The following is a 26,991-nucleotide window of genomic DNA, read 5'->3' as shown; positions in this document are numbered from 1 at the left end:
ATCGAGGGGTTGGTGCAAGCACTGCTCAGGATTGCAGGGGGAGCGTTCCAACGCTTGACAGGCAAATGGGCATCCGGATATTTCTGCCCTTACGAAACGTTGGATCCACAGTTGTTTGTTTTGTCTCTGGCTATGTCTGGCAATCAGTGCAGGCATGACCCGCACGGAATTGACGGTTTCGGGTTACCGGAGCGACGCAACGATCCATGCACCGGGCACAATGGAGATCCATTGGAGCCTGCAACCTCGGGATGCGGGTCCAGGCTGGCGACAGTTGGAAGAACCGCGACCGTTTGAACCACCAGTAGCGTCAAGCAGGGATCACAACCGTATCCTGACCCCTTGTGTCGATAGCGAAGGTTTGGAATTTGCATGGCTCAATGCAGAGGATCGTACGCAAAATCAGTTGTTTCGGGTGGGCCATTGGTCAAGGCCACCCCCATCGCTTTGATGGATTTGGGAGTTCTCCGGTTGGGTGAAACCCCGTACTGGAGCTGTCTGATGGAGGGTTTGCAAATGCACAAATCCATACCGTCGCCGGCATTGTGAAGCTGGGGCGGAATCATGCCTAAACGCATTCCATAGCGAATGCACAACGACCTATGAAAACATTTTTTTCCAAACTGATCCAATATCTGTCGCCCGAAGGAGAGCCGACGGAAACCGAACTGAAAGAGCTGTATCGGCGAATGACCGAGCAGGAGTTTCGAAACATCCTTCCAGAGGATCTTACCCCTTTGGGCAGGAAGTGCTACGAAGCAGAGCGGATGCAGCGAAAGCGCAGTTAAGGGCGATTTGTCTCGAATACTGAGATAGACAAGCATCGCAGGGACCGTCGGCTTCACCGTGCTGTGAGTGCCGACGGATTTCCCTCGTGCACTGTCCCTGGCAAATTCTGCATTGTCTTTCTGGATCTGATGACGTTTGGTGGGGTTCATTCAAGTAGATGCAATCTGAATGCAAGCAAACGGATCAGAATCGGATGGAACGGTGAACGTATCGATCATCATTCCCTGTTATAATCAGGGAATCTGGTTGGCGGAAGCTGTGGCATCTGCACTCATGCAGGATCTTGAGGGCGTCGAAGTGATTGTCGTGAATGATGGCTCCACCGATCCGGTCACGCGGCGAATGGTTGAAGAAATCGACGATGCGAGGGTGCAAGTGATCAGCACGGAGAACCAGGGACTGGCAGCGGCTCGCAACGAGGGCATTCAGCGGGCAAAGGGGCGGTACATCCTGCCATTGGATTCGGATGACCGCATTCATGCAACCTATGCACGCAAGGCGTTCGAGATACTGGAGCAACAGCAACACATCGGCATTGTGTATTGCCGGGCCGAATTGTTTGGCGAGGAACAAGGGGAGTGGCAGCTCGAACCCTATGATTTTCCGGGAATTCTGCTGTCACCGCAGCTGTTCGCGTCAGCGATGTTTCGCAAGCAGGATTGGGAGGCAGTTGGCGGATACCAGACGGATATGATTTATGGCTGGGAAGACTATGACTTCTGGCTGGCCTTGATCGCGAAAGGCGTTGGCGTGCATCGCATCGACGAAATCCTTTTTTATTACCGCAAAACGCAGGGCAGTATGGCGGGACTGGACCGCAAGCGCATGCTCTATTCGTTTCGCAAGTTGTTTGAACACCACCGCGAACTGTATGAGGCAAACATCGATTGCCTGTTTGAAGCGGTGATGGATTCCAAGCCTGAGCGGGATCGACGCTCATTGCAGGTGCGGGATGCGTTTGAGGTTTACATTCCGGATGCACAAGGCTACGCGGGGCGCAACATCCGGTCGCAGCGATATGCCAAGGGTGTCTGGTCGCGCATCGCCATATTGCTGGATCGCATCCCCGATGCCGGAATTCACCTGTTGCGCCTTGATCCCTCCACCTCGTTGGGGATCGTGGACATCGCCTCGGTACGATTGTTGCACGCGGGAACTGGAAAGCCCCTGTTTGAAGCAGGGGAACCCTCTGACTTTGATGCCTTCACATTAGGCAAAGGAACGCATCGATTGCCGCATGAGCGATTTCTGCGGCTCTTTTCGGAGTCGGACGACGGGCATGTGTTTTTGCCAGTGCTGGACCGTTCCCTGCTCGATCAACCGCTCCTGCTGGAGGTGTGGTTGTTGCAGCACCGTGACCTCGGCGTGCTGGGTTCCCTTTGTGAAGAACACACGAGCAAACAGGCGACCCAGCAGCGGGTTGCAGAGTTGCTGGAGACAGTGTCTCAGCTGAAGACCAGTGAACAACATCTGCACGAAGAAGTGGCCCGCCAACAGGCGCATGCTGCGGAGTTGGAAAAAATCGTGGAATCGGCGAAGGCCCGGCAGGAACGGTTGCGATCAGAATCCGAACAGGCCCGCATGTTGGCCGAGACCCTGCAATCGGAACTCCGACAGGAGCGGGAGTTGCGGGACCAGTTGCAGCACAAGCTCGGGGATGCGCAGCAGCAGATTGCAGCATTGCAGGATGCGGCGCAGCGTCGGCGGAATTGGTTTCGCAAGGGCTGAGTTTTTTTAGGTGCTGGGGAAGGGAGCAGGGATGCTCCCTCTACTCTGGGTTCAACGCAGTGGAGTGCGACCTTTACTCTGGGCTTGTGATTGTGGCAGGCGGGGTTAAGGTGGCTATTGAGCCTGAAGACGTGAACCCCAACCCCTGACTGATATGAGTGCTTACGTGTTTCGCTGCGCGCTGGTTGCTGCGCTGGGCGGATTTTTATTTGGCTTCGATACCGTTGTGATTTCGGGTGCGGAGCAATCGATTCAGAACCTTTGGCAGTTGAGTCCGAGTCTGCACGGCCTCGCGGTCAGCATGGCCCTGTGGGGCACAGTCATCGGTGCGGTTTTTGGCGGATTTCCGACGGAGCGATGGGGGCGCAAGCGCACCCTTGAGTGCATCGGTGTGTTTTATCTGGTATCCGCAATTGGCTCTGCCCTCGCGCCCGAAGTGCTGTCGTTCATGGTGTTTCGATTTCTGGGAGGCATAGCAGTCGGAGTGTCCACCGTTGCTGCACCGCTGTACATTTCAGAACTAGCACCGCCACGGTGGCGGGGGCGGCTGACGGGCATGTTTCAGTTGAATATCGTGCTCGGCATTTTGATCGCCTTCTTGTCGAACGCATGGCTCAGTGAGACGGGGCAGCATTCATGGCGATGGATGCTGGGAGTGGAGGCATTGCCAGCCGTGCTGTATGTGGTGTTCAGCCTGCGCATCCCGGAAAGTCCACGGTGGCTGTTGACGCGGCGGAACGACCGGACAGGCGCGTTCAACATCCTGAAGCAAGTGGAACCCGAAGCCGCTTCGGGTCAATTGAATGAGAAGCTCAACGAGATCGAACATGCTGCGCAAAGTGCGGGCAGTCGGGGTCGGTTCTGGAGTTCGACGTTGCGACGTCCGATCAGTCTGGCCTTTCTCATTGCAGCCTTCAACCAGCTCTCGGGCATCAATGCCGTTCTCTATTTTGCTCCGCGCATCTTCGAGTTGACGGGCCTTGGCGAACAGGCAGCACTGCTGCAATCGGCAGGCATCGGCATCACGAATCTGGTATTCACCTTTGTCGGGCTGTGGCTGATAGATCGATTGGGGCGCCGCACCTTGATGGTTGTGGGTTCGCTCGGGTACATCAGTTCGCTCACCTTGTGTGCCTGGGCTTTTCATTCCGGGACCTTTGCGATGGTTCCCTACTGCATTTTTGCGTTCATTGCCTCGCATGCGGTGGGGCAGGGCGCAGTGATTTGGGTATTCATTTCGGAAATTTTCCCTCCTCGACATCGTGCAGAGGGTCAGGCACTCGGGTCTGCAACGCACTGGATCTTTGCAGCGGGGATAACGCTGATTTTTCCCTTTGTCGTGGCGACCTTTGCCGCCTGGCAGATCTTTACATTTTTTGCAGGAATGATGGTGCTGCAACTGCTCTGGATTCGATTGCAGATGCCTGAAACCAAAGGTGTTCCGCTCGAGAGCCTGTTTGCCGGACTGCTTTCAAAGTCCCGCAAGGGAGCTGTCACTTCGGAATAAGCGCAAGGCGTTCCTGGATTTCGGATGCACTCAGTGCGCGATCATAAATCGCCAGCTCATCGATGGAACCGATAAACGGTCGATAGGTGCCGGATGGAATATGGGGCACCTCGAAGCGTGATGTTTGGCCGAGCACCATTGCATATTGCCCCGCCTGTGAGATTTCCTCGCTGTGCAGGTGAATGTGGCTTTCCAGTTCACCGTTCAGGTAACTGCGCAAGGCAGTTCCATCGAAGGTGAGTGCAACGTGATTCCAGGAACCCGGAAGGATTTGGGTGCGTGAAAACGCGTTGATCCCATCCATGGCATTGGCGCTGGGCTTGGGTCGGTAGGTGCTGCGAAGCACGCCGGGAGCATGGGAAAACACGTCTTGACGGGACATGATTTCAATCAGGATGAAGTGGTCGGAACTGCCCGTTGACGTGACAGAATCCGGAACAAACATGGCGAGCAGGGAAGAGCGGCGCAGCTGGTCACTGCAAAACAGGAATTCGATGGAAAAGGGCTGATTGCTTTCGAATGGCAGTAAGCCTTGCAGCTCCAGCATATGGAAGGCTTCATCGGGAAGAAAGCGGACGGCCTGATTGTCCGAGTGTGCTGAGCGCTGAATCTGGCTTCCGCTGGCGCGAAGCAGCCGACCCTGGATCTGGTCGGGAAAGGAACCGGGTTCACTCTCCTGAAAGTCCCAGTAGAATGTGGGAGAGGAGTGAAAGATGGATTTCTGATAGGCCTCCATCTTGTTGAGAGGTGCCGTGCTGTGAAAGTGGAAGGTGTCGAAGTCACGATGATCACCGGGCAGGGAGTGGTAGCGCCCCTGATTGCCGTCGTATCGCAAAACGGGACCCGGTTCGACGAGCAGACTGCGCTCTGTGGAGCCTTTGGGGTTGGTGGTATTGGCGAGGACCTGGCCTCGAAATACTTTCAGTTGGGCGTCATCGGGTGCAATGCTCAGGGCGAATTCCGTTCCCAGATCCACAAAGGAAGCACCGGGAGAAGTGATGCGAAATCCGCGTGCATCCTTTGTGACATTTGCGACCATGGAGCCGCGTTCCACCTCGATGTGCATCTCATCATGTATGTGGAAGGAAGCGGGACCCTGCATCTGGAGTTGGGCACCGGAGAAAAAATCGATGGTGTAGGTGCCGGATTGCAGGCGATGGTGTCCGGAGTGCAGTAATTTCACCTGGGAATCGTGAGCGCGACGCAAGGCAGCAACGGCGGGTTGATCAGAGTCTGGCACCGTATTCCAAAGGTGAACGGAGACTGCGGAGGCAATCAAGGCGACGCAGGCTGCCAAAGCAATGGCGAACCAGCGATGTTTCCAGTCCACCCGCAGCGTGGGGGAAAGGGAAGCGTCGGGAGTGGAGAACCTTGCAGCGTTCTGCAGCAGCTCTGCCTCCTGGTGCATCATCTGCACATAGAGACGCCGGGCGACTTCACTCTTTCGCAGTGCATCCTGCAGCTGGATTGCCTCGGATTCTGAGATGCGCTGTTCGATCTGACGGGAGATCAGTCGCAGAAGTTGATCACGTTCAATCCGGTTCATACGTGATCCCCCAAACGGTTGAGCTGCCGGTCGACGCAGCGAAACAACAGCAAGCGGATGCGTTCGAGTTCGCGGTACAGGTGTTTGACCGGAAGCTTGTGGTGCCTTGCAAATGAAACGACATTGGAATCCGAACCATAGCGACAGGTCAGCAGGGCCTGGTCCCGGTCAGGCAGACGTGAGATGCAGGATTGCAGAAATCGGTTTCGACGGTTCAACACTTCCGATTCCTGGTGCAGGGTATCTGAGAGTTGCTCGAGCAGGGATTCATCAAAGATCATTCGGCTGCGAGTGCGCTGTTTGCGAAAACGCAGCACCTCGAAGTAGGCGAAGCGGAACGCCCATGGGAGAAAGTCCCCTTTGAGTGGGTCAAACTCATCAAAACGTTTCCAGAGACTGGCTGAGGTTTCCTGCAGGATGTCGTCGACATCGGCGGCGTGGGGATGCAGTGAATAGATGTAGGAGTAGAGCGCGGAATGGGATTGGCTCAAGAATCTTACAAATTGGCTGTCAGAATCCTGCTTCATCGGTTAAAGTGCGTTGTTTCAAGGTTTCAGCCAATTTGAGGTAATTTCCTGAAAAAATCAGAAAAAAATCAGAAAAAAATCGGGAATTCTCCAAACATCGGCTGATAGGAATGAAACACGCCATTGCATTGGCATCAACCTGAACCCCCTTATCCCATGAGAATCAAACGTTTCTTCATCCTACTGAGCATCGTGCTTGTTCCCTCACTTCTTTCCGCTGCATCGTGGAAACCGCTCTTTGATGGCAAGAGCCTCGACGGTTGGGTGCAACGTGGAGGAGAGGCGACCTATGCGGTTGTTGATGGCTGCATCGTGGGAACAACGGTCGCAGATACCCCGAACTCGTTCCTTTGCACCGAATCGGAGTTTTCCGATTTTATTCTCGAGTTTGATGTGAAGCAGGAGGGCAAGAGCAACAGCGGGGTTCAGTTTCGCAGCCTGAGTTCTCCGGATTACCGGGATGGAAGGGTGCATGGTTACCAGTGCGAGATCGATCCTTCCGAGCGGGCCTGGAGTGGTGGAATCTACGATGAAGCGCGTCGGGGGTGGCTCTACCGGCCGGAAAACCAGCCCGAACGCAAGTCAGCCTACCAGTATGGACGGTGGAATCGCTTTCGAATCGAGGCCATTGGGGACAGCCTTCGGGTGTGGATCAACGGGATTGAAATGTCGCATGTTGTGGATTCGATGACAGCGCGTGGATTCATCGCACTGCAGGTGCATTCGATCTATTCACCGGAGGATGTAGGACAACGGATTTTTTGGCGCAACATTCGGATCCAGACCGAAGATCTTTCACCCTCCGCACTGGATCCCGAAGTGCTTGTGCGGAATTTTGTTCCGAATTCGATCAGTCCCGCTGAAGCGGCGCAGGGATGGTCGCTGCTCTGGGACGGAAAATCGACTCAGGGTTGGCGCCGTGCCCACGACACGGTTTTTCCGGACAAGGGATGGGTGGTGCGTGATGGAACGCTCGTGATCGAGTCCTCCGGAGGAGGGGAGAGTCAGTTTGCCGGTGATATCGTCACCGAAGCCACTTACGGGGCGTTTGAGTTGCAGCTCGATTTTTTCCTGACCGAAGGGGCCAACAGCGGGATCAAGTATTTTGTGACCGAAGCCTATGGCATGAAAGTGGGCAAAGGATCGGCGATCGGACTGGAATACCAGTTGCTCGATGACAAGCGGCATGAGGACGCCACCCAGGGGGCTGCTGGCAATCGCACGCTGGCCTCACTGTATGACCTGATCCCCTCGCGGAAAGTGGTCGCCCACCGCGAGGTTCCCCGCGATGCGGGGCAGTGGCACCATGCGCGCCTGGTGGTATTCCCAGACGGGCGTGTAGAGCATTGGCTCAACGATTGCCGGGTTGTCGAATATGAGCGCGGATCAGAATTGTACCATGCCTTGGTAGAGCGAAGCAAATACAACGAATGGGAAGCCTTTGGACTCGCCCCGGAAGGGCGCATTCTTCTCCAGGACCACGGTGACGAAGTGCATTTTCACAGTATTAAGATTCGCGAGCTGTAAGCTGAGTTTCCATTTTTTCATCCATTCTTAATCCCCTTATAATAATATGAATACAACTATCCCCCGACGAACTTTTGTGAAACAGGCCGGAATGGGCGTGGCACTGGCTGCAGCGTCGACCGCTACCTTCTCTGCCAAGAGCTATGCAGCTGCGCGTGGATCCAACGGCACGATCCAGATTGCAGTGCTGGGTACCTACCGTCGCTATGATGGAGTGATCGATTCCTTTGCAAATCTGCCCGGCGTGCGGGTGACCTGGTTGTGCGATGTGAATGCGAAGGTGCTCGAAGCGGGCCTTCAAAAATCCAAGGCAAAGTTGGGCTATGCGCCCAAGACCAGTCAGGATCTGCGCGAGGTCATCGCGGCGGATGATGTGGATGCGGTGTTCATCCTGTTGCCAGACCACTGGCACGCTGCAGCGACGAAGATGGCGCTCGAGCATGGAAAGCACGTCTATGTGGAAAAACCCTGCAGCCACAATCTTCGTGAGGATGAGCTGCTGATCGAGTGGAGCCAGAAGTATGAGCCGCTGATCCAGATCGGAACCCAGCAACGGTCCTCGCCCGAGACCATCGAAGCAATGCAGCGCATTCATGCCGGTGAGATTGGTGAGGTGTACGAAGCCACTGCATTTTACAGCAACAACCGGGATCAACTCAAGCAACCGGAAGTGATGCCTGCACCAGCTCACCTCAACTGGGAATTGTTTCAGGGACCTGCGCCGCGCCGCGAGTTTCTCGATGTGGTTGAAGACTACAACTGGCACTGGTTCTGGCACTGGGGCACGGCGGAGACCGGCAACAATGCGACTCACGAGCTGGATGTTGCACGCTGGGCATTGCAGGTGCGCTATCCTTCGTCCGTTTCGGCGCTGGCGCTGAAGCGTCACTGGCCTGATGATGGCTGGGAAATGTATGATACCATGGATGTGCAGTTTCTGTTTGAGGAACAGCGCCGGATCCGCTGGGACGGTCGCAGCCGGCAGCGCTATCTGACCTATGGTTCGGATCGTGGAACCATCATTTACGGTACCGAAGGCAGTGTGTTTGTGAATCGTGACGGGTTTCGACTCTTTGACCGGAGCAGCAAGCTGAAGCTCGAGCGCATGGGCGCGGGAAATGAGGCAGGAACCGCTCTGGGAGGCGGAGGAGACATGACCACGCTTCATGTGAAAAATTTCTTTGATGCGATGCAGGGAAAGGCCAAATTGAATGGACCCATTGATGAGGGTGCGTATTCCACGCACTTGTGTCACTATGCCAACGTATCTGCCCGGCTGGATGGAAAATTGCTCAAAGTGAATCCGTCGGATGGGCATTTTTATAACAATCAGGTGATGCAGGAGTATTGGTCCCGCAGCTATGAACCTGGTTGGGAACTGGAATAAGATGGAGCGACGCGATTTTCTCAGGATCTCAGCGGCAGCCTGCGCGAGTGCTTCGCTCGCAGGCTGTGCGCGTGCTTTCAACGATGGTCGAACCGGACTCGCACTGATTGGCTGTGGTCGACAGGGGCGCGATCTCACAACCAATTTTCTGGGAGTGGCAGATCCGGAACACGTGCGCTATGTTGCCGTGTGTGATGTGGACCTTCGGCGGGCTGAACTGGCTCGGGATTTCATCCTGGAGAAATATGCCGAGCAAGGCATCGCGCAGGAAATTTCGGTGTATTCCTACCCCGAGCAATTGCTGCGACAGCGAAATGTGGATGCCTGCGTGGTCGCGGTAGCGGACCACAACCATACCGCTGTTGCGCTGGATGTGGTGGATGCGGGTTGTGATCTCTACCTTGAAAAACCGATCACCTTCACGATTGAAGAAGGAAGAGAACTGGTTCGAAGGGTCGAGCGGAAACGTGCGGTCTTTCAGTCGGGCACGCAGCAGCGATCCAGTTTATATTTCCGAAGGGTTTGCGAACTCGTGCGGCAAGGCAAAATCGGAACGCTGGAGCGGGTGGAGATCCGACTGCCGCAGGACCACGGAAGTGCGACCTTTGAAGCGATGCCGGTACCGGAAAAGCTCGACTATGAGCGGTGGTTGGGACAGCGGAAACACCTTCCTTACACTGAAAAACGGGTTCATCCCCAGGCTGACTTCTCGCGTCCGGGTTGGATGCAGGTGGAGGAATTTTGCCACGGCATGATTACCAACTGGGGGTCACACATGATTGATATCGCGCTCTGGGGAAGTGGCCGGGAGTTCACGGGTCCAGTTTCGGTCCGCGCGAAATCAACCTATGAAGATCGCGGAATCTGGAACGTGCACACTCGCATTGAAGGGGAGTTTACTTATGCCGATGGGTTGCGCATGGAGTTGCTCAGTCTGGATGCGGGCGATGTGCGGCGACCGGGTGTGCGCTTTTTTGGGAGCGAAGGTTGGTTGGATGTGGTGAGAGGTGGCTTTGAGGCGCATGATCGTGAAATCCTGCGCTGGGAACCGGAACCGGGCCAGGAAATCCTTCAGGTCAGCAAGAATCACTACGAAGATTTTCTCAATGCTGTGAAATCCCGAAAGCAACCGGTGTCATCCGCCGAAGTATCGCACCGCTCCAACACGGTTTGCCTGTTGCTTGCAGAGGCTGCCCGCAGTGGACATGAGATCCGGTGGGATCCCGAACGGGAGCGACAGGTGTAGTCGATACTCTGTTTCAAACTTATGCGAATGATTGTTTCAGATCCTGTACTCAGGATTTGACAACACACCGTTCGGCAGATGCCGAACTCAAAACGCTCCGATGGATCGGGAAATCCGCCAGGGATGATTGCCGTACTTCACGATGGTGGTTTTTTGCAAAGTGTGGAACGAACGCAAGGTCCGTACATAGAGTGAGCGGGGTTCCTCAGGCCCCGCTCGTCCTCCAATGGGGTGCCTTTTAAAGGGCACCTCCTTTGCACGCATCTGGGTCCTCCAACCACTATGATGCGTCCAACCTCATTGATAACCATCCACGAATTCGTGCTGATTTCAATGAAAAAGTATCAAAAATCAGAAGTTTTTTTCTGAAGACCAATTGTAAATTTGTAAGCTCTTAATTTTCATATAGATAAGTCTCTTTAACTTCCTACCTAAATTTAGGTAATCGAAAAGTGGCGGTTTTTACGGACGAATCTTTGCCGGATTTTACTCAGGTGTTTCCTGCAACTGAGCCGATCCTCGATTGAAATCGGTAGGCAAGCTTTGTGTTAACGGCCTACAAATCAGGAAAATCGTCAGGCATCTTTATGAAATGCTGCAACATGCGACCTGTGAGAGCCGGGATTTCAGCGTTGATTCTGTTCTTGGTAACGCTCAGAGGCGTTGTTTGATTGCCTTGGCCATCTCGCGGGTGTTGACGGGAGTTTTCCCGAATGCGATATCACCTGTGCGAATGCCATCCTGCACGGTGGACTTCACTGCCGCACGCATGCGATTGGCGATCTCGGTTTCCTGAAACGAATACTCCAGCATCATGGCAGCAGACAGGATTTGAGCACAGGGATTGGCGATGCCCTTGCCCGCGATATCGGGTGCGGTACCACCAGCTGGCTCGTAGAGTCCATAGGGAAGTCCATGGCTGTTTTGCAGGGTACCGAGCGATGCAGACGACATCATGCCAAGACTGCCACAAATCACCGCCATCTCATCACTGAGAATATCGCCAAACATGTTTTCGGTAAACAGCACATCAAACTGATTGGGATCGCGGGCGAGCTGCATCGCCGCGTTGTCCACATACATGTGACTGAGTTGGATGTCGGGATGATGATTGCGGAAATAATCTGTGACGGTCTGACGCCAAAGCACGGAAGTTTCGAGCACATTGGCCTTGTCGACTGAGCATACCCGGCCACTTCGCCCCTTTGCGGTAAGAGCAGCGACCTCTGCGATGCGTTCGATCTCATCGGTGCTGTAGACCATGGTATCCACTGCACGTTTGCGGCCGTCGCTGAGCTGTTCCGTTCCCTTGGGTTGTCCAAAATAGATGCCGCCGGTCAGTTCGCGGATGCATACAATGTCAATGCCTTCGGGGATGCGCTCAGTCTTGAGCGGTGAAGCATCGGTGAGTTCCTTGAAGAGCAGGCCGGGGCGAATATTGGCAAAGAGACTGAATGCTTTGCGAAGCGGAAGCAGCGCAGCACGCTCGGGTTGTTCCTTTGGAGGCAGGGATTCCCACTTGGGACCGCCGACCGAACCAAAGAGAATGGCGTCGGAGCGTTTGCACAGCTCAAGGGTTGTATCCGGAAGCGCTGAACCATGGGCATCGATACCCGCACCTCCAACGGGTGCAATGTCGTAGTCGAGCGTGATGCCATGCGCCGTGGTGGCTGCCTGAAGCACGTCTAGCGCGACTTCCATTACTTCGGGGCCGATGTAGTCACCGGGTAGTACTGCAAATGTCAGGGTTTTGCTCATGATGATCGTAGGTGCGGAGCTTTTCGAAAAAGGCGGGACTTTGGCAAGTGCATTGTGAGCACAGGGCGTCACTGGCCTGATGCCAAGCGCGATGAATCACCGGAAACCGAAGCTTCAGGTGGGTGTGTGAATGTGAGCGGACTTATTCGCCGGGCTGATGCGGTGCTCAGTCTTCGCTTTCGCTGTCAAAAAGGGCAGCGATTTGGTCAAAGTAGGGCATCAGGGTTTGGATGTCCGATTCGCTCACGGATTGGACGGATTCCAGAAAGGCTCCCATCTGACCCATTGCGGACTGAAGCTGTTGTTTCATCATCGCCTTTTGATCTGCACTCAGCCCCTGCATCTGATCGATTTCCTTCAGTTGGGATTGCAGAGCGGAGAGGTCAAACCCTCCCATTTCATTCATCTCCTCTTTGACACTGATAGCGGTAAACGCTTTGAAAATGGCGACGGTATCGTGGATGAAATCAGCATCATTGCTGTAACCGAGCGGTTTGATGACCTTTTTGAATTCCTGATAGATCGGATGGCTTTGCATGGCCTTGAATCCCGATAGCATGAGCTGGTCGAGGCTCATCATCTCGGCTTCGTCGGTGTCCATCAACGGATCAAGCACATCTTCATTGGCTTCCATCCATGCTTCGACAGTGGGATAGGCACGCATCCACTTTTCGATCATGGAATCGGTGAGATTTGCGGAGAGCGTTTGCAGCAACAGGAAACTGAGAAGAAGGGGGAGCAGTGCTGAAGTGATCGGTTTCATAGTGGTAGAACGTTGAATATGAGAGTGGATGTTGCGGTGTTCGCAGAGCATGAAGATACTGCATTATCCTAGAGACAGGAACGTTGCGTGGGCAAGCACGCACTTCAGTGAAGCTGACGGACATGCGTTGGAAACTGACGATGTCCGTGGCGAACATGGGACCCGTTAACCCAGTTTTGAGCTTGAGCAGTGGCTCCCACTTGCCCCTTACACTTCCACCGGAATCCTACTGTCATACCACAATTCCGTTGATCAGAGATGGCGTGGGCTGGAAATCTCAGGGTTTCTTTGTTTCTATGATTCAACATGACAACTGAAGATATTGCCAAGCAGGGATTTGCTGCGATTCCACAGGATATTCTGGATCGATTGACCCGTTTTGAGATGCCGAAAGTCAAGGGCATGGCACCTAGCTCCGAGGTTGTGCAGGCTGGGAATGCGTGCATCCCGGTCTATCGCTGCGAATCGCTGGTGATCGGCAGTGGGGCTGCGGGCATGCGCGCAGCAGTGGAGCTGAAACGCCGGGCCATCGATGTGATGGTGATGAGTACCGGCCTGTTTGCGGGAACCTCTGCCTGTTCGGGATCGGACAAACAGACCCTTTACACGGCCAGCACCGATTACAAGGGAGACAACTTTGTGGAATATGCAAAAGGACTGTGCTCCGGCGGTGCGATGGATTTTTCGACGGCGTATGTGGAGGCGGTGGGTTCGATCGATGCCATTGGGGGATTGCAATTCATGGGGTTGCCCTTGCCCCACGATGATCGGGGGGCGATTTTGAGGTACCAGACCGATCACGATGAGGCGGGACGGGCGACGAGCTGTGGTCCCCGGACCTCAAAACTGATGGTAAAGGTGCTGTTCGAAGAGGCCCTCAATCTGGGCGTTCGCATCCTTCCGAGTTCCAGTGCCATTCGCATCGTGAAAGAACGCTCTGAGGGCACTGAACGCGTCGCAGGTGTGCTGGCAATCCACCGTTCGGAAACCCGCAATGCCTATGGTGTGATTTTTGTGGCATGTGAAGATGTGGTGATTGCGACCGGAGGGCCGGGGGAGCTGTACCGGGACAGCGTTTACCCACACCACTGCTATGGGGGGCTGGGGCTGGCAATTGATGCAGGCTTGTCCCTGTGCAATCTTACGGAATCCCAGTTTGGCATCGGGACGCCGCGCAGCACATTTCCGTGGAACCTTTCCGGAACCTATGTGCAGGTGATGCCACGGGTTTATTCGGTGGATGAGCAGGGCAATGAGATTCCGTTTTTAGCAAAGTATTATCGCACAACGCGTGAGATGGTTTCCAATACCTTCCGCAAAGGTTACCAGTGGCCCTTTCACTCAACGCGAATGCTCGACTATGGATCGAGTCTCTTTGATCTGGCGGTGTTTCTGGAGACCAAAGCGGGACGCAAAGTGTATTTGGATTTCCTGAGAAATCCGGAACCCGTGAATGATGGAGAATCGTTTTCCCTCGATGATCTCGATCCGGACGTTCGAGCCTATCTCGAAAACAATGATGCGCTACAGGAACTGCCCATTGACCGATTGCGGCGCATGAATCCGCTGGCAATTGAACTCTACCGCATGCACGGCACGGATCTGGCGAGCGAACCTCTCGAGTTCACGATGAACAACCAGCACATGAATGGAGGTATCCTGATCGATGATTGGGGGCAGACAACACTGTCCGGTTGTTATGCGATCGGGGAGGCGGCGGGAAGCCACGGTGTGACCCGTCCGGGCGGGGCTGCACTGAATTCGGGGCAAGTGTTTGGAAAACGCGTTGCGGTGGCCATCAAACGTTCTCGATTGCACCGGCAAGCCCGTCATTGCGAAGTGAGCACATTCTCCGATCAAATGGTTCGTTTTCTTGAAGAGGCTGAAGCCTTTGTGGGCAATGCAGAGGGCCTCAAAATCAAGGAGGTGCAACTGGAGATACAGGAACGCATGAGCGAGCATGCGGGCATCCTTTGTTACCAGGATGATGTTCGTGAAGCTCTCAACGCTGCTCGCCAGCTGCGCGAACGGGTCGAACAACATGGCATTCATGTGAGTTCTCCAACTCAGGTGAGCCGGGCGTTCCGCTGGAGGCAGATGACGCGGGTTTCGGAAGCGGTGCTGACGGCATTGCAGTTCTACATAGAACATGGGGGTGGAAGCCGTGGAGCAAGGGCAATCTGCACGGAACAGGGCACGCAATGCCCCGAGGCCAAGGCTGTGGATTTGTCCCGTTTTCGATTCCGGGAGGAGCAGGAAAAAGACCGACGGGAGAAGCTGGTGGTCACACCGGAAGAAGGTGGATTTCGAGTGCATGCCCAGCCCGTTGAGCTGAATGCGGAGGTGCAGCGCGAATTTTTTGAGCGCGGATGGGGACCCTATTTGATTAAGGAAGGGTGATCGGATGCGGTTTCGGGTTGCTTCACGTGCCCCGAGTTGGATGGTTCTGACAGACGGGATTGCGCTCCGGAACTTCGATGGGGGCGACCCCATAGCGCGAGCGGATCCAGTTGATCGAGCGGTGAATGCGCCGCATCCGGATCAGACGCTGCACCAGTTGGCGCTTGCGCGGAAAGTGGATGAGACTGATTCCCAGCAGGATGGTGAGCAGGCCCTGCCCAGGCAGGACCAGCATCAGGATTCCTGCGAGCAGCAGTGCCACTCCGAGCAGGTTTTGCAGGATCACGCGGATCAGGAATAAAACGGGGTGTTCCCGGACTCGCGTGGGGGATTGGCGGGTGAAGTAGTCGGACGGAAGGCGAATGAGGATGATGGGAATCAAAGCAAGCGAAGCGAGGAACATGAGCAGGCTGCCGAAGCTCAGTGCTGTCAATGCGGTATCATGTTCCTGGATCCACTGGAAAATATCAGAGTGCACACCGCAATACAGTTGAATCTGTGGTGTGTTTCAACTCGAAGGGTCCGGAAGCTGAAGACGGCGCTTCAGAAAATGGCGAAGACTGCGAGGATTATGTGGACGGATCGTTGGGGAGGTCGACTTTGCCGGATTCGGACTCTGGAGGCAGGATGGCTTTCCACTTCAGCCACTTTTCTTCCGCTTCGGTGTGCAGGACGAAGAGGCTTCCCGGGCTTGCGATGGGGGAGTTTGCGGCTTCCGGTGGAGTTGCAAATTCGATGGCTCCTGCAAGCAGGGATTCCATGGAGCCGGTTCTCAGCTTTGCTCCGAGCAAATTGACCTGCAGGTTGACCCCGCCCGCATCCCAGAAACGGCTTTCGGGCCGCACCAGATGGCCGTGGTCGGGTTCAATGCGAATGGTGACCCACACCTCCGATGCATCGTTGCTGAGATCGACTTGTGTGACCGAACCGACCGGAAGTCCTCTGAACAGCACGGGAACGCCGGGATGAGCGCTGATGCGACGATCCGCCCGCAGTCGGTATTCGAACGAGGAATGTGAGTTTTGTGGGGGTGAATCGAGACCTTTGAATTCGCTTTGGAATGCACCTTCACCCGGATCCACATAGATGTAGGGGCCGCTCATCAAGGTTTCCAGACCCTGAATGCCGCTCATGCTGATTTCGGGTCGAACCACCCAGAAACGACTGTTTTCAGCAGCAAGTGAACGCATCGATTTATCCAGGCGAACATCGACACGCACTTCGCTCAGATTTTCCGTGAGGGCAATTCGCTCAACCCTCCCGACCGTCACGCCGCGACTCAGCAGGCGGGTTTGGTTGGCTTCAAGTCCGGAACCATCCTGAAATCGGATGCTGATCAAGGGTCCGCGGTTACCGAATTCCTCCAAGAGCAGGTAGGCACTGATGCACAGCGCAACCACGGGGACGATCCAGATGAGCCATGATGCTTTTGCAGTGACGATTTCGGGAGATGGAAACGGAGAATGCTTCATGATATCAGGGATGGGGTAGTGGGTGAAGTCGAAGTGGAAAAGTGACAGAGCAGCCAAGTTGCGGGACTCCCTGTTTCTCAGGGGGCAGAACCTGTCCAAAGGTTGCGGGTATCAAAATGATCGACGGCTATGGCGGTGAGGATGACAGCTGTGGCAAAGGCAGGTGTCGCAGCACCGGGCAGCAAAGTGGCAATGCTGCCGAACTGAATGAGTGCGCCAAGCAGGGCAACCAGAAAAACATCAAGCATCGACCATCGGCCAATGAATGCGAGGATGCGGTGAAGCTGCATGTTGCTTCGCGTCCCCCGACCTTGTTGCGCTGCTCTCAGCAACCAGAGCAATCCTACAATTTTTGCAAAAGGGACAACCAGGCTGGCGATAAATACAACCAGGGCGATTCCAAACATCCCGTGATCGAATAGTGTGAGCACACCGCCGATCAGGGTTTGGGACTGGTGTTGCCCCGGCAAACGCATCTCTAACATGGGCAGGGCGTTGGCGGGCACGAGCAGGAGTGCTGCAGCGATGAGCAGGGCCAAACAGCTGCGGTTGGATCGCGCCCGAAGTTCGGGGTGGGGACACTGGACACGATTGGGCAAGTCATCCCGTTCAACCCGTTGCAGGGCTGCAAGCAAAGCAACGGTAGCTGCGGCAAACAACCACAGTCCGGATTCCACCCGGATTTCGACGAGATCCCGGATTTTGATGTAGGCGACAGTGACCGACAGCAAATAAACCTCGGGCATGGCCCATGATTTTGCCCAAACCAGCAACTGCAGCAGTAATTTTGCTCCAGGAAGTTTCAGGTGGTTGAGCACATGCAGATTCACCGCAATCAATGCTACCGAAGTCAGGAGCGGTAGCCAGTAGATGAGGATGAGTGAAAGCAGGCCCACTGGCTGCATTCCCGAGCGGGAGAGTCCGTGCAGGATTCCAGATACTCCGATCCCGCGCGTATCGTTGAAACGTGTAACCTCCAGAAAAGGAAGCCAGAGTGAGGCGGCAAAACAGATCAGAGCGCAGCAAGCCCAGGCGAGGCCAACGTTGGGACCTGTGCGCGGTGTGACAAACAGATGTGTGCCGCAGCGCCCGCACCGGGCGGATGCACCGGGAATCAATTGAAATCGGATGTGGGGCAGGTTGCAGCCCTTGCAGTACCAGACGGGGGGCGGTGGGGTGCCTTGCATGATGAGCATCAACCTTTGGTGAACACTTCACTTTGTCAACTGACCCTGTGGGAAGTGCAGTTTGAGATGGACTCAGACTTCGCTGCGTTTGCGATTGAGACAATCCTGTAAAATGGGTAGCAAGTGGGATGGAATCAGGGGTTTTTCGAGTATGTGGTCGATGCCGGATTCCCGCAGATGGTCGCGTTCGGAATGTGCAGTTGCGCCAGTGATGGCCACAATGCCCAGGGATGGGTTTTGGGAAGGGATGCGACGGGAGCGAATGTTCTGAGCCAGTGTGGCACCGTCCATGTCGGGCATGCGATAGTCCACGAAAAGCAAGTCAAAGCAATCGGATTGAAGGACTTGAATGGCTGCTTCTGCACCCAGTGCCGTGTGGATCGAATATCCGAATTTGGCAAAGATGGCCCGTGCGATTTCCAGATTGAGTTTCTCGTCATCCACGACGAGCACCTTCAACCTCAACCCGGATGCTGACTGGGGCAAAACTGCTGTTTCAGAATCGGGGTGATTCTGCGGGATGGGAAGTGGGGTTGAGTCGCAAGAAAGTGCCAACCGCGACGTGAAGGTGAATGTAGCGCCTTTGCCGACATCACTGTCGACGTGAATGGTTCCGCCCATTCGTTCGACGAGACTTCGGCAGATGGCAAGGCCAAGACCCGTTCCACCATAGGTGCGTGCGGTGGAGTCTTCTGCTTGCTGATAGACCTGAAACAGCCGCTGCTGAACGTCGTGAGAAATTCCAATGCCCGTGTCCGATACCGAAAACTTCACGAGTATCGATCCGGGTGCAGTCGACTCAACCTTTGCACAGATTGTGATGCTGCCATGTTCGGTGAATTTGACAGCGTTCGAAATGAGATTGTGCAACACCTGGCGATGGCGAAGCGGGTCTCCCACGACGGTCTCGGGAAGATTATTGTCGAGATCAACGTGGATGGTGAGTTGCTTTTCCCGAATGCCAGCCTCTTGCAGTGCAAGGGTTTCGTCCACGATGGAGCGGATCTGAAAGGGGATGGACTCCAGCGTAAGCTTGTCCGAATCGAGTTTTGAATAATCGAGCAGGTCATTCAGGATCGTGAGCAGGGAGCGCGCACTGCTCTGAACGATCTCGAGCTTTCGGCGCTGATCGGGACTCAGCTCGTCCTCGAGCAGCAACTCTGTGATTCCCAGAATTCCGTTCATGGGATTGCGAACTTCGTGACTCACAGATGCAAGGAAAAGGCTTTTGCTGTGGTTGGCCTGTTCAGCCTTGTCCATGGCACTGCGCAGTTCAGCAGTTCGCTGTTCGACCTGCTCACTCAACTGGCGTTGGCGCATTTGGGAGCGTGCCACACGAATGCGAATGATTCCGTAGATCAATGCGAATGCGGAGAGCACTGCCATGACCTGAAATAAAGGAAGCTGGTAGAATCGGGGTTTGAGTACAAATGAGATGGAATCGCTCTGCTCACTCCAGGCTCCTCCCTGAATGCCAGCGTTCACGACAAAGCGATAGGTTCCTGGGGGTAGGTTGGTGTAGGCGATTTCCCGACGCCCCTGAATCTCCTGAAATTCCGGATCGTAGCCTTCCAGCTTAACGCGATAGCGCACATTGTCGCTTGCGTCAAAGCGCATGCCCACGAATCTGAACGTAAAGCGCTGGGTACCGGGAGCCACTTGAACGGGTGAGGAATCATACAGGTCAAAAGTTGCGGACTCCGTTGAAAAAGATTCGATGATTGCGGTAGGTGCAGGAGTGGGGGCTTCGTCGGTGTTGGGATTTACTGAAACCACACCCTCTGTTGCGGGAAACCACAGCTCTCCCTTCGAATCGGTGTAGCCATGAGCAACCCCTGTGACTCCACCTGCGGTGATGCCGTCCATGCGATCAAAATGAAGTGAGGAGGGGATTGCGGCTTCTGCCTTGGCACGGGCACGCAGTGCTTCTTTCTCAAAGCGATAGATCCCGGAATTGCAGGCGATCCAGAAGTGACTGTGCTTGTCTTCAAGGATATAAAAGATGGCATCCTGGGGCATTCCATCCTGCAGGGTGAGCCGATAGAGTTGATCCTGCTCAATGTAGGAAATTCCCGCTTCTGAAGTGGTAATCCACAATGATCCCTGCTCATCCTCGTGCACATAGAACACCACATTGGAATTCAGTCCATCAGCCTTGCTGAGGTGTTGCACTGTATCCGAATGCAAAATGAACAGCCCATTTCCATCGGTTGCCACAGCGATGCGACCACCGCTGAGTTCATGCAGGGAAAGGATGGGGAACCCTTGGAGTTCCGGCACGCTATGGATTTTCCCCTTGTCCAACACCTGTAAGCCGCTGTTTCCGGCAATCCACACCCGCCCGTCACTGGCTTCGATCACGCAGCGGTTGGTACGTGACTGTAATCCCTGTTCAATGCCGTAAGCGATGGTTTCTCCGTCCGGGTTCAGCTTGAACACACCATTGGTGTGAGTACCGATCCACAGTCCTCCATCCGAAGCAGGTTTCATGGAACGAATCATGACATCGTCGAGCATCGGAAAGGACTTCGACGGGTGAAGGTATCCATTGTGCAGTTCATAGATCCCGAGATTTGTGCCGATGAGCAGCTTTCCCTGAAATTCGATGAGGGCGCGTCCGATGATGGAGACCTCAAGCGGATCCACGTGGGTGTAAGCGGAGAATCGCGTATTTCCGAGTCGATAGAGTCCATGCAGGTAGGTTCCGACCCAGATTCCCCCCTCCCGGTCATGGTGCAGGGAATACACCATCTTTCCGCGCATGGCGAAGTGGGAGAATGTTCCGTTTCGCAAGACCGAAACTCCACCACGCACCCCCATCCACAGGTTGCCGTCGGAGTCAAAGTTCAGATCTCCGACATGGTTGTGCAACAACCCGTCTTCGGTTTGGTAATGCCGAATCTTCCCCTCATGATAGTGATAGAGTCCTGCTTCAAAGGTTCCAAACCACAGGCCCCTGTCCTTTTGGTAGAGAAATCCCTGAACGCGCAGGTCGGATGGAAGGCGTGAATCCAACGGGGATGCCTGTGTTCCATCCCACCTGAAAATACCCTGTTGGGTGGCAAACAGGACATGATTGTTTTCATCGATTTCAATCGCATCAATACTGGTAGTTTGACGGGAAGGCAGTTGCACATCACAGCGCCTCCATGCCTCATCTTCATGCACATAGAGACCCTCCCGTGTGGCAGCATAAATCCGCCCATGAGCGTCCTGCTCAATATCGTTGACAGTGACATTGCCCATGAAGGAGCGTGGCCTGATGTGCTGAAGATCGGGATCGAGAAATCCCTGGATTCCCTTGCCGAGTGTGCCCAGCCAAAGTGTGCCATCTTTTCCCTCAAGCAGGCAGGTGATGTTATTGCCGTGCAGGGTCGGGGTATTGGCCCGGTTGAACACCCGGAATTCCACGCCATTGAAGCGGGTGAGTCCATCGTAGGTTCCCATCCACAGGTAGCCCTGCTGGGTCTGCAGAATCTCCAGAATCGAGGATGCCGCAATACCATCTTCTCGGTTGTAGTGCCGTACGCCGTATTGTGCGAGATCCTTTGCCCCTGCGCTGGCACAAGCTCCCGCCCACAGCAGCATGCACACCCAGGCCGTGCGACACGGAATACTGCCCATGTGGGACAGGTAGGGTAGGCTCGAAATATGGAGCGACATGGCGGGGGCGGTAAAAGTATGAGTGCGCGATAACGAGGGGTTCGAATCGGGAAATCCTTGCCTCTTCACGGGCAAACAAAAAAGATTGTGGCACACGTTATGATGGATTCAGTCTGATGACCAACTCAAAAATCCCCACCTTGGCTCCGAGATTTCACCACCATTCGGCATCGGGATTGTCCGTGCGACGATCCTTCGTTCAGGTTTGTCTGCGATTCGTTTTGCTTTTCACGCTGGGTGGATTGGCCAGTCCGATCCAGGGTGAAGAGATGGAATCGTGGGTTGCATCGGAGGACGAACCCATTGACCTGACGCTGTTTATTGACGGTATTGAACACTGGGCAATCTTCAGTCCGGTTCGGGATTACGAGCGCATCCCCCCTTCCGACATTCAGGGTATTGCCCAGCAGTTGCTCAAGTTTCAGAATCCAGATGGAGGCTGGCCCAAAAATATTGATTGGTTGGGAAAACTGGAACCGGAATTCCTGAAAGTGCAAATGCCAGATCATCGATGGGAGAGTTCCTTCGACAACCGCAATACCTATTCCCAGATTCGCTTTCTGGCGCGCGCGAACGAACTGAGTCCGGAGCCGCTCTACTGTGAAGCAGTGCTTCGGGGACTTCACTTTATCCTGGAGTCCCAGCATGAAAGTGGTGGGTGGCGCGGGTCGGATGTGGATGCCATTACCTTCAACGATGAGGTCATGACAGGCATCATGCATCTGTTGAACGACATCGTGCAGGGCGATTCGAGTTTTGCATTTCTTGAGACGGAACTGCGCGACCGCCTTGAGTCAGCACTGCAACGTGCCATCGAGGTGACTCTCAAGTGCCAGGTCAGGCAGGGCGAACGGTTGACTGCATGGGGACAGCAACACGATCATGAGACATTGCAGCCCGTGGCCGCCCGCAGTTATGAGCTTGCAGCGCTCGCAGCGTGGGAGAGTGCGAAGGTCGTGGAATTTCTGATGACACTACCTGAACCATCCCAGGAAGTCAGGCAGTCCGTCATCGCTGCTGTTCAGTGGTTCCGCAAGTCTGCGATTTTGGGTCATGCCTACCTTTCGATTCCGGCACCGCCCCGTCCCTATCACCAGACGACCGTGGATTTTGACCGCATCTTTTTCGAAAATGAAACCGCCCCTCCGGTGTGGGCGCGGTTTTATTCCCTTGCCGACGGCAAACCCTTTCTGACCCGCAGGGATGGAACCGTAGTGAATGCACTGCATGAACTCAGCTATGAGCGCAGAATCGGTTACGACTGGTATGGCTACTGGCCGAATGATGCGCTCAAGCGATATCCGAAATGGTTGCAAGAGTCATTGGGAGCACAAAGTTCTTCAACATTTCCGGGAGGATAAGGGATCAAGGACAAGGTTTACGACTTGGAATTGCGAAGCGTGACCATGGCACTGGACAGGTGCTTGCGAAGTTCTTCGAGCTGAACGGGTTTGGCGACAAAACCGGACATGCCAGCCTCAATGCATTGGGAGCGGCGCTCGTGAGAGACGCCTGCGCTCATCGCAAGAATCAATGGCGGGAAGCTGGATTTTGATTCGCTGAGGATTTCACGAGTGGCTTGGATGCCATCCATTTCCGGCATCTGCACGTCCATGAGAATGATGGGATAGTCACGACGACGAACTGAGCGAATGGCTTCGACACCATTGCCAGCGATATCGACTTCAAAACCGAGTCGTTTGAGCAGTAAGGTTGCGACCTTTTGGTTGATTTGATTGTCCTCGACCAAAAGCACTCGAACAGAGTCTGACCCTTCGATGCGATCTGATGAGTGATGCCTTTCAGGAGAGCTTTCTGCACCCTGGCGCTTTCCAAGGGTTTTCAGGGCGTCGAGCAACTGATAGCGTCGCAGGGGTTTGTGCAGGATGAGGGCATGTTCGGACTTATGCATGTCTTCGATTTGCGCATCAGAAGCACGCTGAGTGAGCAGGATGCGGGTCACTTGTTTGCGCGATGAAAGTTGAGAATTAAGCAGGCGCAGGAGTTCGGGTGATACGGGGGGGTGATCCAGGTCAAAAATGCAGACCCAGGGAGAGTCGGGGTTCTCGGGAATCTTTGCCAGAATGGCATCCGGATCGGCAATCAACTCACAGGAAATACCAGCTGCGTTGAGCATTTCAAGCAGCATACCATTGAGAGTCGCGTGACGACCATGGATCACCACATCTGTTCTGATTTGGGTTGCATGATAGGGGCTGGTTTCAGGAAGCGCAGCGTCAGCTTCGGGAAGTGGTAGTTCAAAGTGAAAGCAGCTGCCTTCGCCTACGGCACTTTCGACCCAGATGTTGCCGCCCATCTGTTCGGTGAGCATGCGGCAGATGCTCAGCCCCAAACCAGTTCCACCGAAGCGACGCGAGGTGGATTCATCACCCTGGCTGAAGGGGTTAAAGAGTTTGGCTGCGATATTCTGGGGAATGCCGATGCCCGTATCTCTTACCGAGAATTCGATGAAGGAAGAATGGGGTCGCTCGCTGACCAGGATTTCGATCCGTCCCTCTGAGGTGAATTTCACTGCGTTGCTTACCAGATTGAGCAGAATCTGACGGATTTTGGTGGGATCGCCCACACGCATCGAAGAAAAAGATGCAGGTATGGACTGTGTCACTTCCACAGTTTTTTCATCGAGCAGAGGGGCCACCAGGTCGAGCACATCATCCACAATTTGCCGCAGATCAAACACGACGGGATCGAAGGTCATTTTCCCTGCTTCAATTTTGGAGAAATCGAGGATGTCGTTGATGATGGTCAACAGGGTTTCGCTCGAAACCCGCAAGGTGCTCAAGTAGTTTTGCTGTTCCCTGTCGAGCGGTGTATCTGCCAGCATCGAGCACATGCCCATCACTCCATTCATCGGGGTTCGAATTTCATGGGACATGTTGGCGAGAAATTGTCCTTTGGCCTCCGATGCGGCTTCGGCCTGTTTGATGGCTTCCTGCAGGTTGTGGTTGGCCACTTCAATCTCACGGGTTCGTTCTTCAACCAGGCGTTCCAGCTCCCGATTGTGGCGTTTGAAGCGACCCGTGTATCGCGAAATACCTGCAGTAAGCAATGCGGTGCCGAACAGCGCATAGCAGAGATAGGCCCACCAGGTTCGGTAGAGAGGCGGCAGGATGGTGAAGGCAAATTGGGTGCGTTTGCCCACCACTTCGTTTCCATAAATCACTCGGATGTGCAGGCGGTAGTCACCCTCATGCAGGCTGGTCAGGCTGATGCTGGGGTTGTAGGACGGTTGCGACCAGGAGTCAGAATAACCTTCGAGCCGGTACTGATATTGTGGATTGCGAAGCAGCGAATACGTGCCGGGGAAAAATTTGAACTCCAGACTGTTGGCAGCATAGGGCACGACCATTTCCTCGGGCAATCCATCTTCGAGCGCGTTGTAGAGGTAGCGGTTGTTGCGGGAATCGAGAATGCCGGTGAGTATGGGTTTGGGCGTCTGGAGTGGAACTCCCGGATCACGTGTGTCGATGCGGTAGAGCACATTTTTCCCCCGAATCCAGATCTCATCCCCGTGCAGCTCGCAAATCGGGTAGTTCAGTCCCAGCATGCGAAGGGATGCCGTATCGTAGCTGGCACTGCCGTCAGGTTCGACGATGATCTTAAAAATGCCCTGACTGTGACTTGCCCATAGGATGCCGTTATCACTTTCGCGAACGCGCAGGACGGGATGAGGGCTTTGCGAAAAGATTGCGTCGAGATCGGGGCGTTCGACAAATGCCTGAAGCTGCTCATCGTAGTAGCGGAATTGCAGACCCTTTCCGGTCATGACCGTCGTATTGCCAAGGTGACCGACGTTGATCCATGCAGGAGATTCGGCATCCCAGTCGTCGAAGAAGATGGTTTGAATGGCGTCGTCGACGATGCGAACCTGTGCCACCCGGTTGAGTCCCAATTCGATCCAGACCGAGTTGGGAGCGTAGCTGTGCACGACCGAAGGAAAGCCGATTCCATCGACGCGTTCGACAAACTCCTCCCATGCCTGACCGTTCCATCGGATAGCAGCCATGCGTGTTTCACCGATGATCAGGCATTGGGTACCATCGGAGTTGAGCGGGCAGATTCGATTCACGTTAAATCCCGTTAGCACAGTTTGGATCTGCTTGTCTTCTGAGCGAAAAAACACGCCATCTCCGTTTCCCAGAAGCAAACCATGCTCCGTTGAATGTGCGACCCAGACTCCGCGTTCGATGTTGAGTTCCATGGGTTCAAACCGGGTCAACTGACCTTTACCCACATCCACAGGACGATACAGGTTTCCTGAGGATACGACCAGGGTCTGTCCGCGATGTTTGATCACGGATGGCCAGAGAAGGACGAGATCGGCACGGTGGTCAAAGAGACTGACTGGATAGTCGTAAACCAGTTTGGAAACGCCCGCACCGGATGAAATCCAGACGATGCCGGGTTCATTGCTCACCATATCCTCAATATTTCGGAAGGTCGCTTCGCTGAAGTGCGCGCGAATCTGGTAGGATGGGTCGAGTAAGAAAAGTCCTCTGCTGCTGAGCGCGATGGCGATGTGCTGCTCATCGAGTTTCAGCATGGCGGATACGCCAAGGTGGAGCATGGAGTCGATTCCACTTTCCTTTACTTTGATATTGATTCCGTCAAAGTGGACCAGCTGGTAGGCATTTGTGACTGCCAGGATGGTGTCGTCGTCCAGATAGGCAAATTCTTCGAAGATTGTTTCTTCGGTGGGTTCGGGGAAAAGCGGTATCAGCTTCATTTGATCCCGGTCGAGATGCGCAATGCCAATGCGGTAGGAGGACAGGTAAATTTCGTCGTTCAGACAGAAGATGAGCAAGGTTTCTGGAACCTGAAAATAGTGGTTTTGTCCGGACTTGAGGTCGTGGTAGATCATACCGCTTCCCCCTGCATACGCGATGCCATCCGAGGTCGTTTCGATGAAGGAAAAGTTGGTGTTGGAGGTCCAGGCCGGAGCACCCGTATCGCGCAGACTTTGCGTGGTGATCAGTCCGTCCGTTCCAAAGCGAAAGCTGCCCCAATTGCCCGCAGCACCGTAATAATAGCGTCCGTCAGGTGTACTGATCGCATTGGCGAAATTCTGTTCGATCGATTCCGAATCGATCAAGCTGGTCCAGTTCTGGTTGTCAAAGGAGAGAAACGTGCCTTCCTGCACGGTCCAGATGCGGCCCAGGGGATCGCTGTTGAGCAGCAATCCGTGGTAGGCATTGCCCATTTCTTCGAAGGTATAGTTGCGCATGAACGGAAGCCCCTGCTCACGGGCGTTGCAGGCAATCTCTGATAAGCAGACGAGCATTGGAAAAATGACTCGCAGTGGCAGACGGCAGTTCATGGGTGAAGTGTTGATTCTGGTATTTCGACAATGCTGGAGGTGGTGCAGTTGGCGAGAGTGTCGCACTGTGCATTACCTCCGAGAGTGGCGCCTTGTCGCATGAGTGGCATGGACTGGATCGTCGAAACCAGAACAGGGTAAATGATGGGGTGA

The 26,991-nt window shown here is 54.6% G+C and carries 17 protein-coding genes; 8 read left to right on the top strand and 9 right to left on the bottom strand.

What is annotated here, in order from left to right; all coding sequences use genetic code 11:
- Positions 1-602 precede the first annotated feature (602 nt).
- The 3 genes from ABQ298_11180 (at position 603) to ABQ298_11170 (ending at position 4,024) form a co-directional block, all read left to right on the top strand.
- Complete coding sequence (locus ABQ298_11180) at positions 603-788, top strand: hypothetical protein (GenBank protein MEQ9824937.1); 186 nt, start codon at positions 603-605, stop codon at positions 786-788.
- A 169-nt stretch (positions 789-957) separates the two neighbouring features.
- On the top strand, positions 958-2,517 hold the full coding sequence (locus tag ABQ298_11175) for a glycosyltransferase (protein MEQ9824936.1): 1,560 nt from the start codon (positions 958-960) through the stop codon (positions 2,515-2,517).
- 154 nt (positions 2,518-2,671) lie between these two features.
- Complete coding sequence (locus ABQ298_11170; GenBank protein MEQ9824935.1) at positions 2,672-4,024, top strand: sugar porter family MFS transporter; 1,353 nt, start codon at positions 2,672-2,674, stop codon at positions 4,022-4,024.
- On the opposite strand, the gene ABQ298_11165 is transcribed toward ABQ298_11170, so the two are convergent.
- Positions 4,011-5,570 (bottom strand): LamG-like jellyroll fold domain-containing protein, encoded by a 1,560-nt coding sequence (locus tag ABQ298_11165; GenBank protein MEQ9824934.1) that lies wholly within the window; start codon positions 5,568-5,570, stop codon positions 4,011-4,013. The two genes, ABQ298_11170 and ABQ298_11165, sit on opposite strands and share 14 nt — an antisense overlap.
- A complete protein-coding gene (locus ABQ298_11160; protein MEQ9824933.1) occupies positions 5,567-6,097 on the bottom strand; it encodes a sigma-70 family RNA polymerase sigma factor in 531 nt (176 codons plus the stop codon). The genes ABQ298_11165 and ABQ298_11160 overlap by 4 nt, the downstream gene beginning before the upstream one ends.
- Positions 6,098-6,253: 156 nt before the next feature.
- On the opposite strand from ABQ298_11160, the gene ABQ298_11155 reads away from it, so the two are divergent.
- The 3 genes from ABQ298_11155 to ABQ298_11145 are packed head-to-tail and all read left to right on the top strand — an operon-like array spanning position 6,254 to position 10,257.
- Positions 6,254-7,624, top strand: coding sequence for a DUF1080 domain-containing protein (locus ABQ298_11155; protein ID MEQ9824932.1), 1,371 nt, complete (start codon positions 6,254-6,256; stop codon positions 7,622-7,624).
- 46 nt (positions 7,625-7,670) lie between these two features.
- Positions 7,671-9,011, top strand: coding sequence for a Gfo/Idh/MocA family oxidoreductase (locus ABQ298_11150; GenBank protein ID MEQ9824931.1), 1,341 nt, complete (start codon positions 7,671-7,673; stop codon positions 9,009-9,011).
- Position 9,012: 1 nt separating this feature from the next.
- Positions 9,013-10,257: a Gfo/Idh/MocA family oxidoreductase gene (locus ABQ298_11145; GenBank protein MEQ9824930.1), complete on the top strand. Its 1,245-nt coding sequence runs from the start codon at positions 9,013-9,015 to the stop codon at positions 10,255-10,257.
- A 654-nt stretch (positions 10,258-10,911) separates the two neighbouring features.
- On the opposite strand, the gene leuB is transcribed toward ABQ298_11145, so the two are convergent.
- Together leuB and ABQ298_11135 are read right to left on the bottom strand one after the other, a co-directional pair.
- Positions 10,912-12,015: a 3-isopropylmalate dehydrogenase gene (gene leuB, locus ABQ298_11140; GenBank protein ID MEQ9824929.1), complete on the bottom strand. Its 1,104-nt coding sequence runs from the start codon at positions 12,013-12,015 to the stop codon at positions 10,912-10,914.
- A gap of 166 nt (positions 12,016-12,181) precedes the next feature.
- The gene (locus ABQ298_11135; protein MEQ9824928.1) at positions 12,182-12,778 is read right to left on the bottom strand and encodes a hypothetical protein; all 597 of its coding nucleotides are present in this window, start codon (positions 12,776-12,778) and stop codon (positions 12,182-12,184) included.
- A 306-nt stretch (positions 12,779-13,084) separates the two neighbouring features.
- Between ABQ298_11135 and ABQ298_11130 the strand changes: the two genes are divergently transcribed.
- Positions 13,085-15,178, top strand: a complete 2,094-nt coding sequence (locus ABQ298_11130; protein ID MEQ9824927.1) for an FAD-binding protein — start codon at positions 13,085-13,087, stop codon at positions 15,176-15,178.
- 22 nt (positions 15,179-15,200) lie between these two features.
- Here ABQ298_11130 and ABQ298_11125 read toward each other — a convergent pair whose 3' ends face one another.
- From ABQ298_11125 to ABQ298_11110, 4 genes are all read right to left on the bottom strand, one after another.
- Positions 15,201-15,656 carry a PGPGW domain-containing protein gene (locus ABQ298_11125; GenBank protein ID MEQ9824926.1) on the bottom strand — a complete coding sequence of 152 codons (456 nt, stop codon included), beginning with the start codon at positions 15,654-15,656 and terminating at the stop codon, positions 15,201-15,203.
- A gap of 91 nt (positions 15,657-15,747) precedes the next feature.
- On the bottom strand, positions 15,748-16,650 hold the full coding sequence (locus tag ABQ298_11120) for an MlaD family protein (protein ID MEQ9824925.1): 903 nt from the start codon (positions 16,648-16,650) through the stop codon (positions 15,748-15,750).
- A gap of 77 nt (positions 16,651-16,727) precedes the next feature.
- On the bottom strand, positions 16,728-17,837 hold the full coding sequence (locus tag ABQ298_11115) for a paraquat-inducible protein A (protein MEQ9824924.1): 1,110 nt from the start codon (positions 17,835-17,837) through the stop codon (positions 16,728-16,730).
- A gap of 72 nt (positions 17,838-17,909) precedes the next feature.
- Positions 17,910-21,500 (bottom strand): two-component regulator propeller domain-containing protein, encoded by a 3,591-nt coding sequence (locus ABQ298_11110; protein MEQ9824923.1) that lies wholly within the window; start codon positions 21,498-21,500, stop codon positions 17,910-17,912.
- A 116-nt stretch (positions 21,501-21,616) separates the two neighbouring features.
- Between ABQ298_11110 and pelA the strand changes: the two genes are divergently transcribed.
- The gene (gene pelA, locus ABQ298_11105) at positions 21,617-22,861 is read left to right on the top strand and encodes a pectate lyase (GenBank protein MEQ9824922.1); all 1,245 of its coding nucleotides are present in this window, start codon (positions 21,617-21,619) and stop codon (positions 22,859-22,861) included.
- 17 nt (positions 22,862-22,878) lie between these two features.
- On the opposite strand, the gene ABQ298_11100 is transcribed toward pelA, so the two are convergent.
- Positions 22,879-26,838 carry an ATP-binding protein gene (locus tag ABQ298_11100; GenBank protein MEQ9824921.1) on the bottom strand — a complete coding sequence of 1,320 codons (3,960 nt, stop codon included), beginning with the start codon at positions 26,836-26,838 and terminating at the stop codon, positions 22,879-22,881.
- Positions 26,839-26,991 lie beyond the last annotated feature (153 nt).

This window comes from Puniceicoccaceae bacterium (genome assembly GCA_040224245.1).
GTDB lineage: Bacteria > Verrucomicrobiota > Verrucomicrobiia > Opitutales > JAFGAQ01 > JAKSBQ01.
The sequence above is the reverse complement of the archived record's forward strand: the minus strand, read 5'-3'. Positions and strand labels throughout refer to the sequence as shown.